Source organism: Streptomyces sp. NPDC047081 (assembly GCF_040643775.1).
Classification (GTDB): Bacteria; Actinomycetota; Actinomycetes; order Streptomycetales; family Streptomycetaceae; genus Streptomyces.
This window is the reverse complement of record NZ_JBEYUY010000044.1, coordinates 66,146-78,967: the sequence shown is the minus strand read 5'-3', so window position 1 is coordinate 78,967 and position 12,822 is coordinate 66,146. Positions and strand designations below refer to the sequence as shown.

Sequence of the window (12,822 nt, the reverse complement as noted above, 5' to 3'; positions counted from 1 at the left end):
GACGCATCCGTACGTCTGTGGGGGTATGGGTGAGGACGCCGAGCTCGACAGGTCGGGGGGCTGTGGTGGGGATGCCGGCGGCGCCGCTGCGGGTTTGGGGGGGGCTTGTGTAGCGCCTTTGGTTTGGTTGTGGGTCGGGGCCGGGTCGGGGGTGTCCGTCCTCGGAATGGCGCGGAATCGGTCGGCCAAGTGGGTGCTGGGGTTGACGCGCCATTCGCTGCGGGCGGACACCCCCGCCCCGTCCCCTTCTCGCCGTACGCGGCTGCCGCGCCCCTTCAGGGGCGCGGGGAACTGCGCGACCAGCCCCCACCGACCCGCAGCCGAACTACTCCGTGTCACCCCTTCTTCGGGTGCGGGGTCGAGCCGTACGCCGTCAGGAACTTGTCGCGGAACGAGCTCATCTTCCACACCGGGGCGTTGTGCGCAGGGCGCAGGCCGTCGGTCCAGCCCCAGTCGTTGATCTTGTCCAGGACCTTCGGGTCCTTGGCGACGATCGAGATCGGGACGTCGCGGCTGGCGTGGTTGCCGCTGACGCGGGCTATCGGCTGGTGGTCGCCCAGGAAGACCAGGACCGTGTCCTTGGTGCCGTAGCGCTCCAGCCACTCCGTGAGGGCCGTCACCGAGTACTGGACCGACTTGCCGTACTCCGCCTGGGACTTGGGCGAGCTGGTGATGATGTCCGAGGGGTTCTTGCCGGCCTTCTGGATGGAGTTGAAGACCGAGCCGTCGCCCAGGTCGTCCCAGGGGACCATCTTGGGGATCGGCGCCCAGGGCTGGTGGCTCGACGTCAGGATGACCAGGGACATCAGGGGCTTGCTGCGCTTCTTGCTGTGCTCCAGGTTCTGGAACTGCTGGAGCGCGTACTGGTCCGGCATCGTCGACCAGCTGAACTTCGGGCCCTTGTAGCCCATCTGGAAGGCGTTGCGGTAGGAGTCCAGGCCGTAGAACTTCGACTCCGGCCAGCTCTTCTGGACGCCGGGCATGATGCCGACGGTGTCCCAGTCGCCCGTCTTCTTGAACGCCTCGGTGAGGCTCATGTGGTCGCTCGCCATGAGTGTGCGGTAGCGCTGCTGGTTGCTGATCCACAGGCCCGACATGGTGGTGGAGTGGCCCAGCCAGCTGCTGCCGCCGTAGGTCGCGGAGGTGAGCCAGCCGCTCTTGGCGTGGAAGCCCGCTTTCGCGAGGGCCTTGGTGCGGGCGTCGAGGGTTGCGTCGACGCCGGGGGCCTCGACCGGGTCCTCGATCGCGCTGCGGCCGTAGCTCTCGATGAAGGTGAAGATCATGTCCTTGCCGCGCAGGTCGGGGACCAGCTCGCTGGGCGGTGTGTTGCCGAACGCGTCCACCTTGGCGATCTTCTGGAACTCCGCCTCGTCTCGCAGGGTGTCGTGCACCCGCCGCGCCTGGATGGCCACCGCGCTGGCCGTGCGGTCGGACGCGATCGGCACCCCGCCGAGCTGCAGCCCCAGCGCCGAGCACAGCACCCATACGACGGTGACGAGCAGCGTTCCGCGGGTGGCCGCCTGCCTGTTCCGGGCGAGGAGATTGCTCAGGCGGACCATCGCAAGTGCCATGAGCGAGAGCAACAAGAAGATCAGTACGAAGACGCCGACGGTTGCCGCGATCGCCACCGTCTTGCCCATCGCGTCCTCAACGTACGACTGGGCGTCGGGCAGCAACTCCCAGTCCAGTACGACGTTGAAGCCCCGTCCGAGGTACTCCAGGAACCCCATGTCCAGCAGGTTCAGGACCGTCATCGCCCCCAGCGCCACCCCGGACACCACCGCCACCACCAGCCGTGGCCGGCGCGGCAGCGCGAGCGCTACGGCCGCCCCGAGGATCGCCTCCACCGGTATTCGGGTGAACCGGTCGGTGTGCAGCGCCTCGATCCGGTTCGGCAGCACCAGCGCACCGAGCACGAGAGCGGCGGCGAGGACGGTGATCGCCCAGCGGGTGTTGCGTGTGGCGGTGGGGTGCCGGTCGCGGAAGCCGGCGAACCGTGCGCGCAGGGTACGGCGAGCGGGTGAGGCGGATGCCTCCTGCTCGGTGCTCTCTTCCGGCTCGATCTCGGGTGACGTGTCCGGCTGTTGACGAAGGCGCGTGAAGACGGGCACCCGAGGGTCCTTCCTGGCTGACTGCTACAGGTTGGCGGGCCACGCTGGGAGGCAGGATCCTCTGATTGGGGATCCGTTTGGCCCGCTACCATCCCGTACGGCCTGCCGGGGTGTCCTGTTCACAGCCCCGGGCAAACACCCGGCAAACGCCCGGTCAACGCCCTAAAGGGGCGCGGGGAACTGCGCGACCAGCCACAACGGACACGCAGTCGCCCCACGACAGCACCACCCGAGCTATTAGGCCCCTCCAACCGCCGTCAACAAAGCCAGCGGCGCCGCCGCAGACCGAGCCTCCCGCACACACGCATGCGGATACGGCACCGGCTCCGCATGCGTGTCCCGCCCGTACCCGGCGATGACCTCCGGCAGCCGATGCCCCGTGGCCGTCGCCGCGTCGACCAGCGCATGTGCCACCGTGCGCGCCTCGTCGTGCAGGCCGTACCGCGCGAGCCCGAGCGTGATCAGTGCGTTGTCGTGCGGCCATACCGAACCCCGGTGGTACGACAGCGGGTGATACGCCGCCTGCCCCGCCGCCAGCGTCCGCACGCCCCAGCCCGAGAAGAAGTCCGGTTCGAGGAGGCGTCGGCCCACCAGCTCGCCGTACTCCTTGTCCAGCAGGCCGGACCAGAGGAGGTGTCCGGCGTCCGAGGCCAGTGCGTCCACCTGGCGGCCCTCGCCGTCCAGGGCCAGGGCCGGGAAGGAACGCTCCCGCATCCAGAAGTCCCGCTGGAAGCGGTCGCGCAGGTCGGCTGCCGCCTGTTCCAGGAGTGCCGCGTATGTCTCGTCCGACCAGATCGTGCGGGCCAGCCACGCCGTGCGGCGCAGTGCGTCGTACGCGTAGCCCTGCGCGCCCGCCGCCATCACCGCTCCCGTGGCCCGCGTGCCGTCGGCGGAGCAGATGGCGCCGGGGGAGTCCTTCCAGTTCTGGTTGGCGAGGCCGCCCTGGTCGGCGCGGTAGACGAGGTAGCCGCGGGAGGTGAGGCCGCCGTGGTCCAGCATCCAGCCGATCGCCGCGCGGGCGTGGGATTCGAGGCGGCGGGCGAGGGCCGCGTCGCCCGTCTGTTCGGTGTATGCGCCCAGGAGGATGAGGAAGAGGGGCGTCGCGTCGACCGAGCCGTAGTAGCGGGCGTACGGGACCTGGCCGAAGTGCGCCAGCTCGCCGTGGCGTACCTCGTGCACGATCTTGCCCGGCTGGGCGACCGCGTCCGCGCCGGTCTCCCTCGCCTGGGTCGCGGCCAGGGCGGGGAGTGTGGCTGCGGCCAGTTGGGGGCGGTAGGGGAGGGTGAAGAGGGATGTCAGGAGGGCGTCCCTGCCCAGGAGGGTGAGGAACCACGGTGCTCCGGCCGCGGGGACTCGGAGTTCCTCGCCGTCGGGGCCCGTTGCCGGGACCTGGAGCGAGGCCAGGTCCGCGAGGCCTCGGGCGCAGGACGCCGCCAGCTCCGGCCAGCCCGTGGGGAAGGCGACGCCCTCGACGAACTCGCCCTCCAGAGAGAGGAGTTGGTCGGTCATGGCGGCCGGTGACGCCGGGACGCGCAGGGTGCGTTTGTCGCCGTGCGGCCTTGCCATCACCCGGAGGGTGACTTCCGTGGTGGCGTGGGGGTGGAGGTTCAGGGTCCACACCAGGCGGCGGGCGCCTGTGCCTGTCTCCTCGACGGCGTCCGGGGCCGGGTCGGCCGTCACCGTCGTACAGGATCGCCATTCACCTCGGTGGTAGGTGAACTCCACGCCGTCGTCTAGGACTTGGCGGGAGCGGGTGGCTCCGATCTTGGTGTACGTGCGGTAGTCGGAGCGCAATTCGAACTGGTCGGTGAAGTCCGCGTCCGCGGTGACCGCCAGGCGGACCGTGGTGGGGGTCGGGCGGTTGCTGGTGACGCGGAGGGATTCGACGAACGCGCCGTCTCCCACCGCTTGTTCGCGGAAGATCGTGTATGCGGGGGGCTCTTGGCGTCCGCCGCGCGGGACGAGGACACAGCGTGCCGTGTCCCCGTCCGCGACCGGCGTGAGCGACTCCGGCACCGCGCCGTCGACCGTCAGTTGCCAACGGCTCAAGTGCCGGGCGTCGCGCACGAATAACCCGTCCGGGGAGCCGGCCCCCCGGACACCGCTGATGTCCCCGCCGTCGCCCACGGCAGCGAACGTCCCGCCGTGCACGAGCAGATGATGCCGGTCACTCATCCCCGGTTCCCTCCCTTTTCAGTCATGTCGAACGTGCCGGTGCCGGCTGAGGACACGCCGTCGCCGGGGCGCACATGGAGCAGATCCAGCGTGAGCGCGGCGGTCCAGCCGAAGCCGGGTGCGCCGCAGGGCTCACCCGTGTACGGGTCGACGTACTCGGCGAAGCCCGAGGTGCCGGCGGTGTCGAGGAAGGCCGTGCGCAGTGCTTCGGCCTGGTCCTGTGCGCCGTGCGTGCGCAGGCCTCGCTCGATCAGCCAGCTCGTGTTGAACCAGGCGGGGCCGCGCCAGTACCGGTGCGGGTCGAAGGCCTCGCCGAGCAGGTCGTAGGAGGGCGGCAGGTGGGTGGTGGTGCCCAGGCCGAAGTGGGGGCCGCGGGCGGTGCGGACGAGGGCGGTGGCGATGTCGTGGGGGAGGTCCGGGAGGAGGAGGGGGACCAGGCCGGAGATGCTCAGCTCCGGGATGAGGGTGCCGGAGGGTGAGCGGTGCTCAGGTCCGAGAGCGCCGCTCTCGACGTGCCCGGCCCGCAGGTCCCGGCACAGGAACATCCCGCTCACCGGGTCCCACAGGCGGTCCACCAGTGCCGTCGTCAGGCGCTGCGCGCGGGCGTGGCGGGCCGTGCCGGTCGCGCCCAGTTCGCCGGCGATGCGTGCCAGCGCGTGCTCGGATGCGATGAGCAGGGCGTTGAACGCCGGGTCCTCGACCGCGAACTGGGATGCTCCGTCGGCGTAGCCGCGGTCGCGGTAGTCCGTCGCCAGGCGTACGTAACGGCCGTAGTCGAGGTCGGTGGGGCGGTCCTCCGGGGCTCCGTGGTCCAGGTCGGCGCGGCGGAAGGAGCGGGCCGGGGCCGGTGTGACACGGCTCAACGGGGCGTCCCAGCAAGGGCTGTTGTCCATACCCTGTTCCCAGGGGTGGATGACCGAGGCGAGGCCGGCTCCGCCCAGGTCGCGGCTGTGCAGGAGGTAGCGGTGCCAGGCCGCGAGGCCGGGGTAGACGCGGGCGAGGAAGCCGCGGGCCCGGGACAGGCCCGGGTCGGCGCAGTGCACCAGCCAGGCCGCGAGCGCGTGCACCGGTGGCTGCACGATGCCCGAGGTCTGTACGGTGCGCGGGGCGCCCGCGGCGCGCCCCGCGGTCGAGGAGCGCCAGAAGTCGGGGCTCGGGAAGTACGCGTCGAGCGGGACGGAGGGGTTGAAGACGATGTGCGGGATGCGGCCGTCCGCCCACTGGGCCGCCAGCAGCGTCTCCAGCTCCGTCTGTGCCCGTAACGGCGACAGGTGGCGCAGGCCGATCGCGATGAACGCCGAGTCCCAGGACCACTGGTGCGGGTACAGACTGCGCGAGGGGACCGTGGAGGCGCCCGTCCAGTTGTCCTCCAGGACCTGGACGGCCCTGACGTGCAGCGACCTCGGCACGGGGGGTGGATCGTATGCAATCGGGTGCGCTGAGGCACGGCTGGTGAGCTGGGCAGTGCGATCCACTCGGGGCTCCCCGAAGACGTCCGGCCGACCGGTTCGGTCGTAGCTACCGTAGGGTTACGTCTATTTAACACGCAAAACTCAATATGTAATGCAAGCTTGAGAAACACAAGGGGGTGCGCATGGCCGGACGAGGGCAGGCGAGCGCCGGAGATCTGCTCGAACTGGTGCGAAGCGGACGCGCGACCACGCGCGGAGCCCTCCAGCAGGTCACCGGACTGTCCCGTGCCACCGTCGGCCAGCGCCTTGACCGCTTGTTCCGGGCCGGGTGGTTGCGGGAGGGGGCCGGCGGTCCGGTGGACTCGCCGCTCGGCGGGCGGCCCTCCATCACCCTGGAGTTCGACGACGAGCATGCCGTGGTCCTCGCCGCCGACCTCGACACCCGGCACGCCCGCGCCGCCGTCCTCACCCTGACCGGCGAGATGCTCGCCGAGCACTCCGGGGTCCTCGTCGTCGAGGACGGGCCGGATGCCGTACTCGGTGAACTCGGCGGCTGGTTCGCCGAGTTGCTGCCCAAGGCCGGGAGGCGGGCCGAGCAGGTCTGCGGGATCGGGCTCGCCGTGCCGGGGCCCGTCGACAGCGAGACCGGGCGGGTCGTGCAGCCGCCGATCATGCCGGGCTGGGACGGGTACGACATAAGGGGCCGGCTGGCCAGATCCTTCGCCGAGCGCGGCGGCGCGGACCGGGTGCCGGTCCTCGTCGACAACGACGCCAACCTCATGGCGTACGGCGAACAGCGCGCCGGATACGCCGACTGCTCGGCCTTCGTGCTCGTCAAGGTGTCGACCGGTATCGGTGCGGGGGTCGTGGTCGACGGGTCGATCTACCGGGGCATCGACGGGGGCGCGGGGGACATCGGGCACATCCGGGTGGGCGCCGACGCGCTGTGCCGGTGCGGGTCCTACGGCTGTCTGGCCGCCGTCGCGAGCGGTGGCGCCGTGGCGCGGCGGCTGGCGGAGGCCGGGGTGCCGGCCGCGTCCGGCTCGGATGTGCGGGGGCTGCTGGCGGCCGGGCATCCGGAGGCCGTCGGTCTCGCCCGGGAGGCCGGGCGCCAGGTCGGGGACGTACTCGCGACCGTCGTCACGCTGCTGAACCCCGGGGTGCTGATGATCGCCGGGGATTTGGCCGGAACTCCCTTCCTGACCGGTGTGCGCGAGCTGCTCTACCAGCGGGCGCTGCCGCGCTCCACCGCTCATCTGGAGGTCGTCACCTCGCGGCTCGGGGAGCGGGCCGGGCTGGTGGGGGCCGGTGCGCTGGTCGTGGAGCACCTTTACGCGCCCGAGCGGGCGGAGGAACGGCTGCTCGCGATGGGTGTGTGACAGCCGCGTTTCGGTTCCGGATCGGCGTCCGCATGGTGAAATCCGGCCCGTTGTGGCAGCGTGATTCTCGCCACCCTTGATAAGGGTTGCGCTCAGATGAGCGGATCTTGGGCGACTGCACTTCTCCAAGGGGTGGCACCGAGTGCCACCCCTTGATCGTTCATCGATCGAAATCAGATGTGTCTGCCGGGCGCTCAGATGAGCGGAAAAGTGCACCTGTGGGCAGTGATGCGTTCAGGAAGTGAAAACATAAGCGGTTGGTTGCTTGCCGAGCTTTGACTTTCAATCCGCTGGCGGACGAGTGGTTACAGGCGCATGACGCATGAGTGGACGTACCCAGACGCCTTTGATCTGGGTATGTTCCTCGCCGTCAGGGCAGCCACCGCGTCCCGAGGGAGTCGAGACCCGTGTCGGAAAACAAAGAACCCCACGTAGCGAAGTTCGTCTACGACTTCACCGAGGGAAACAAGGACCTCAAGGACCTCCTCGGCGGCAAGGGTGCGAACCTCGCCGAGATGACCAACCTGGGGCTTCCCGTTCCCCCTGGCTTCACCATCACGACCGAAGCCTGCAAGGTCTACCTCGACAGCGGCGAGGAGCCCGCGGCACTGCGTGACGAGGTGAGTGCGCACCTCGACGCCCTCGAAGCGCGGATGGGCAAGAAGCTCGGCCAGGCCGACAACCCCCTGCTGGTCTCCGTCCGTTCCGGCGCGAAGTTCTCCATGCCCGGCATGATGGACACGGTCCTGAACATCGGGCTCTCCGACCAGTCCGTGAAGGGCCTCGCCGACCAGGCCGGCGACGAGCGGTTCGCGTGGGACTCGTACCGCCGTCTCATCCAGATGTTCGGCAAGACCGTCCTCGGCGTCGACGGCGAGCTCTTCGAGGACGCGCTGGAGAAGGCCAAGGAGGCCAAGAAGGTCTCGGTCGACACCGACCTCGAGGCCGCGGATCTGAAGAAGCTGGTCACCGCCTTCAAGAAGATCGTCAAGAAGGAGGCCGGGCGGGACTTCCCGCAGGACCCGCGCGAGCAGATGGACCTCGCCATCCACGCGGTCTTCGACTCCTGGAACACCGACCGCGCCAAGCTGTACCGCCGCCAGGAGCGCATCCCCGGTGATCTGGGTACGGCCGTCAACGTCTGTTCCATGGTCTTCGGCAACCTGGGTCCGGACTCGGGTACGGGCGTCGCCTTCACCCGTGACCCCGCCTCGGGCCACCAGGGCGTATACGGCGACTACCTGCAGAACGCGCAGGGCGAGGACGTCGTCGCGGGCATCCGCAACACCGTGCCGCTCGCGGAGCTGGAGCAGATCGACAAGAAGTCGTACGACCAGCTGATGCAGATCATGGAGACCCTGGAGAACCACTACAAGGATCTCTGCGACATCGAGTTCACCATCGAGCGCGGGCAGTTGTGGATGCTCCAGACGCGCGTCGGCAAGCGGACGGCCGGTGCCGCCTTCCGTATCGCCACGCAGCTCGTGGACCAGGGGCTCATCGACGAGACCGAGGCGCTCCAGCGCGTCACCGGCGCCCAGCTCGCCCAGCTGATGTTCCCGCGCTTCGACGAGCACGCGAAGACCGAGCAGGTCGGCCGGGGCATCGCGGCCTCGCCGGGTGCCGCGGTCGGCAAGGCGGTCTTCGACTCGTACACCGCCGTGAAGTGGTCGCGCTCGGGCGAGAAGGTGATCCTGGTCCGCCGGGAGACCAACCCCGACGACCTCGACGGCATGATCGCGGCCGAGGGCATCCTCACCTCGCGCGGCGGCAAGACCTCCCACGCGGCCGTCGTCGCGCGCGGCATGGGCAAGACCTGTGTGTGCGGCGCCGAGGAGCTGGAGGTCGACACCAAGCGGCGGCGGATGACCGTGCCGGGCGGGCAGGTGGTGGAGGAGGGCGACGTCATCTCCATCGACGGGTCCAGCGGCAAGGTGTACCTCGGCGAGGTCCCGGTGGTCCCCTCCCCGGTCGTCGAGTACTTCGAGGGCCGGATGCACGCGGGTGCGCAGGACGCCGACGAGCTGGTCGAGGCCGTGCACCGGATCATGGCGTTCGCCGACCGCAAGCGCCGGCTGCGGGTGCGGGCCAACGCGGACAACGCCGAGGACGCGCTGCGCGCGCGGCGGTTCGGCGCGCAGGGCATCGGTCTCTGCCGTACCGAGCACATGTTCCTCGGCGACCGCCGTGAGCTGGTGGAGCGCCTCATCCTGGCCGACACCGACGACGAGCGCGAGGAGTCCCTCAAGCAGCTGCTCCCGCTGCAGAAGCAGGACTTCGTCGAGCTGTTCTCGGCGATGGACGGCCTGCCGGTGACGGTACGGCTCCTCGACCCGCCGCTGCACGAGTTCCTGCCGGACATCACCGAGCTGTCGGTGCGCGTCGCCCTCGCCGAGGCCCGCAAGGACCCGCACGAGAACGAGCTGCGGCTGCTGCAGGCCGTGCACCGGCTGCACGAGCAGAACCCGATGCTGGGTCTGCGCGGTGTGCGTCTGGGCCTGGTCATCCCCGGCCTGTTCACGATGCAGGTCCGCGCGATCGCGGAAGCGGCGGCCGAGCGCAAGAACGCCAAGGGCGACCCGCGGGCGGAGATCATGATCCCGCTCGTCGGCACCGTCCAGGAGCTGGAGATCGTCCGTGAGGAGGCCGACGCGGTCATCGCGGAGGTCGAGGCGGCGACGGGTACGCAGCTGAAGCTGTCGATCGGCACGATGATCGAGCTGCCGCGGGCCGCGCTGACCGCCGGTCAGATCGCGGAGGCGGCGGAGTTCTTCAGCTTCGGCACGAACGACCTCACCCAGACGGTGTGGGGCTTCAGCCGGGACGACGTGGAGGCCTCGTTCTTCACGGCGTACCTGGAGAAGGGCATCTTCGGGGTTTCGCCGTTCGAGACGATCGACAAGGACGGCGTCGGCTCGCTGGTCAGGGCGGCGGCGAGGGCGGGCCGCGAGACCCGTCCCGACCTCAAGCTCGGCGTCTGCGGCGAGCACGGCGGCGACCCCGAGTCGGTCCACTTCTTCCACGAGGTGGGTCTGGACTACGTCTCCTGCTCCCCGTTCCGCATCCCGGTCGCCCGCCTGGAGGCGGGCCGAGCGGCCACCGAGTCTGCGGGCAGCGACCACCGCTGACCGATCCCGGGCCCCGGAGCCGCCGCCCGTCCCCGACCCTCAACCGATGGGCGGTGGTTCCGGTTCGCGAAAGGGAGGGCGGCACCCCGTGCGGGGGGTGCCGCCCTTCTCGTGCCGTCAGTCGTCCGGCTTCTGTCGTGAGTCGTCCGACCGACCCGGCCTGCGCCGGGCGAGCGCTTCTAGGCTGGGGCACAGTTGCCGAGGGAAGGAAGGGTGCCATGCCTGCCTGGAGCGCAAAGGAGATCCCCGAGCAGGACGGCCGCGTCGCCGTCGTCACCGGGTCCAACAGCGGGCTCGGTTACGTCGTCGCGCGTGAGCTGGCCCGCAAGGGGGCGCGGGTCGTGCTCGCGTGCCGGAGCGAGGCGCGGGGGAGCGCCGCGGCCGACCGGGTCGTGGGCGAAGTGCCGGGCGCGCTCGCCGAGTTCGGGCGGCTCGACCTCGGTGACCTGGGCTCCGTAAGGGAGTTCGCGGACCGGTTCCCGTACGACCGGCTCGATCTGCTCGTCAACAACGCCGGGGTGATGGCGCTGCCGTACGGGACCACCGCGGACGGGTTCGAGACGCAGTTCGGCGTCAACCATCTGGGCCACTTCGCGCTGACCGGACGGCTGATGCCGCTGCTGCTCGCCTCGCCCGGCGCGCGTGTGGTGACCGTCTCCAGCGAGGTGCACGCGATGGCCAACATCGACATCGACGACCTCAACAGCGAGCGCCGGTACCGGCGTTGGACCGCGTACGCCCGCTCCAAGACGGCGAACCTGCTGTTCACGCACGAGCTGGCGCGCAGGCTCGCGGCGCACGGGGCGGACGTGGTCGCCGCCGCCGCGCACCCCGGGTACGCGGCCACCAACCTCCAGGGCACCGCGCCCCGGATGGAGGGGCGCCGGCTGGCCGGGTGGGTGATGGAGCTCGGCAACCGCGTCTTCGCCCAGTCCGCGGAGGCGGGAGCGCTGCCCACGCTGTACGCCGCGACGGCCCCCGACGTACGCCCGGACTCCTTCACCGGCCCGTCGTTCATGATGTGGCGCGGGTCGCCCGCACCGTCGTGGCGGGCGCCCTGGACGCTCAACGACGCGGCGGGGGAACGGCTTTGGGCCGCCTCCGAGGAACTGACCGGGGTCTCGTACGACGCCCTGAAGGCGTGACGGCGGGAATCTGAGGACTGCTCGGCATCGGCTAGGCCGTCGCGCCGCTGTCCACCACCAGGTCGGTGCCCACCACCGAGGACGCGTCGTCCGAGGCCAGGTAGAGGACGGCGGCGGCGATCTCGTCGGTGGTCGAGATCCGGCCGAGCGGGAGCGTGGCCCGGGCGCGCTCCGTCCGGTCCGCGTCGCTCTCGCCGGGGCGCAGCGACATGGGGGTCTCGACGGCGCCGGGGCTGACCGCGTTGATACGGACGCCGTCGCGGATGTGGTCGAGGGCCGCGCCCCTGGTGAGGACGGATACGGCGGCCTTGGTGGCGGAGTACGCCGCGGCGCCTGGTTGGCGGGTGTGGGCGCCGAACGTGGAGGCGATGTTGACGATCGCACCGCCCGACGGCTGCTGCCGCATCTGCCGGATCTGGGCCTTGAGGGCGAGGAAGACACCGGTGACGTTGGTGTCGAGCTGGGCCCGCCACTCGTCCTCCGGCAGCTCGGCCAGGGGCTGCCCGCCGCGGAAGACACCCGCGTTGTTGACGGCGACGTCGAGCGAGCCGAAGCGGTCCACCACGGTGTCGACGAGGGCGTTCACCTCGGTCGCGTCCGTGACGTCGGCGGTGACCGCGAGCGCCTTGCCGCCCCGCTCCTCGATCAGGCGCACGGTCTCGTCGAGCGGTTCCCGGCGCCGCCCGGCGACGGCGACCTGGGCGCCCTCCGCCGCGAGTGCCAGGGCGATCGCCCGGCCGATCCCCGAGCCCGCGCCGGTGACGAGAGCGGTCCTGCCGGTGAAGCGCGTCCTGGCGGTCATGATCTCCCCTTATTCTTGACCGATCGGTTTATTATGGCGCCAAATAAAAAACGCGGACCTCAGTCCAGCAGCGCCAGCGCCTGTTCCGCCGCGTCCCGCACCCGAGCGGGGTCCGGCGAGGCCTTGCCCACGACCTTGAGGCCCTGGAGCAGCACCAGCAGCATGCGTGCGAGGGTCAACGGGTCGCGGCTCTCGGGCAGTTCACCCTGCGCCCGGGCGCGGACCAGGCCCGAGTGCAGCACCGTCTCCAGGTGGTCCCAGTTCCGCTCGACCTGGCGGGCCGCCGCCGGGTCGTGCGGGGCCAGCTCGGCCGCCGTGTTGGTGATGAAACAGCCGTTCAGGCGCTGGTTCTCGGCGGTCGCCTCGTCGGCGTAACGCCGGACGAGAGCGCGGACGGCCGGCAGGACCGGGCCCGGCTGGGACAACTCCCCGAGCAGGTCCGGCAGTCGCTCCTGATAGCGCTCCAGCGCCTTCAGGTACAGCTCGTGCTTGCTGCCGAAGGTGGCGTAGAGGCTGGCCCGCCCGATGCCGAGGTGCTCGACCAGGTCGGCCATGGACGTCGCCTCGTAGCCGCGCCGCCAGAACAGCTCCAGAGCTGCCTGCAGCGCGGCCTCGGGATCGAACTCCTTGGTCCTGGCCATGGGGAGCAGCCTAGGACTTTTGAGAACGG

The 12,822-nt window shown here is 70.5% G+C and carries 8 protein-coding genes; 3 read left to right on the top strand and 5 right to left on the bottom strand.

The window, feature by feature from the left end; genetic code table 11:
- Window positions 1-335 precede the first annotated feature (335 nt).
- From ABZ848_RS45945 to ABZ848_RS45935, 3 genes are all read right to left on the bottom strand, one after another.
- Window positions 336-2,111, bottom strand: a complete 1,776-nt coding sequence (locus tag ABZ848_RS45945; protein ID WP_360841996.1) for a CDP-alcohol phosphatidyltransferase — start codon at window positions 2,109-2,111, stop codon at window positions 336-338.
- Between the two features lie 237 nt (window positions 2,112-2,348).
- Window positions 2,349-4,286, bottom strand: coding sequence for a glycogen debranching N-terminal domain-containing protein (locus tag ABZ848_RS45940; RefSeq protein WP_360841993.1), 1,938 nt, complete (start codon window positions 4,284-4,286; stop codon window positions 2,349-2,351).
- The gene (locus ABZ848_RS45935; protein WP_360841991.1) at window positions 4,283-5,761 is read right to left on the bottom strand and encodes a hypothetical protein; all 1,479 of its coding nucleotides are present in this window, start codon (window positions 5,759-5,761) and stop codon (window positions 4,283-4,285) included. Before ABZ848_RS45935 ends, ABZ848_RS45940 begins: the two co-directional genes overlap by 4 nt.
- Window positions 5,762-5,880: 119 nt before the next feature.
- Between ABZ848_RS45935 and ABZ848_RS45930 the strand changes: the two genes are divergently transcribed.
- The 3 genes from ABZ848_RS45930 to ABZ848_RS45920 all read left to right on the top strand — a co-directional run bounded on the left by ABZ848_RS45930 (window position 5,881) and on the right by ABZ848_RS45920 (window position 11,350).
- Complete coding sequence (locus ABZ848_RS45930; protein WP_360841988.1) at window positions 5,881-7,077, top strand: ROK family protein; 1,197 nt, start codon at window positions 5,881-5,883, stop codon at window positions 7,075-7,077.
- Window positions 7,078-7,484: 407 nt separating this feature from the next.
- Window positions 7,485-10,205, top strand: coding sequence for a pyruvate, phosphate dikinase (gene ppdK / locus ABZ848_RS45925; RefSeq protein WP_360841985.1), 2,721 nt, complete (start codon window positions 7,485-7,487; stop codon window positions 10,203-10,205).
- Between the two features lie 218 nt (window positions 10,206-10,423).
- Complete coding sequence (locus ABZ848_RS45920; RefSeq protein ID WP_360841982.1) at window positions 10,424-11,350, top strand: oxidoreductase; 927 nt, start codon at window positions 10,424-10,426, stop codon at window positions 11,348-11,350.
- 31 nt (window positions 11,351-11,381) lie between these two features.
- Here ABZ848_RS45920 and ABZ848_RS45915 read toward each other — a convergent pair whose 3' ends face one another.
- Together ABZ848_RS45915 and ABZ848_RS45910 are read right to left on the bottom strand one after the other, a co-directional pair.
- Window positions 11,382-12,152, bottom strand: a complete 771-nt coding sequence (locus ABZ848_RS45915; RefSeq protein ID WP_360841979.1) for a glucose 1-dehydrogenase — start codon at window positions 12,150-12,152, stop codon at window positions 11,382-11,384.
- Between the two features lie 59 nt (window positions 12,153-12,211).
- A complete protein-coding gene (locus tag ABZ848_RS45910; protein WP_360841976.1) occupies window positions 12,212-12,793 on the bottom strand; it encodes a TetR/AcrR family transcriptional regulator in 582 nt (193 codons plus the stop codon).
- Window positions 12,794-12,822: the final 29 nt, after the last annotated feature.

Excerpts from the sequence above, each read along its gene's own strand:
- ABZ848_RS45940 (WP_360841993.1), bottom strand. The coding sequence starts at position 4,286 with ATGAGTGACCGGCATCATCTGCTCGTGCACGGCGGGACGTTCGCTGCC.
- ABZ848_RS45915 (WP_360841979.1), bottom strand. The coding sequence starts at position 12,152 with ATGACCGCCAGGACGCGCTTCACCGGCAGGACCGCTCTCGTCACCGGC.
- ABZ848_RS45910 (WP_360841976.1), bottom strand. The coding sequence starts at position 12,793 with ATGGCCAGGACCAAGGAGTTCGATCCCGAGGCCGCGCTGCAGGCAGCT.
- ABZ848_RS45930 (WP_360841988.1), top strand. The coding sequence starts at position 5,881 with ATGGCCGGACGAGGGCAGGCGAGCGCCGGAGATCTGCTCGAACTGGTG.
- ABZ848_RS45920 (WP_360841982.1), top strand. The coding sequence starts at position 10,424 with ATGCCTGCCTGGAGCGCAAAGGAGATCCCCGAGCAGGACGGCCGCGTC.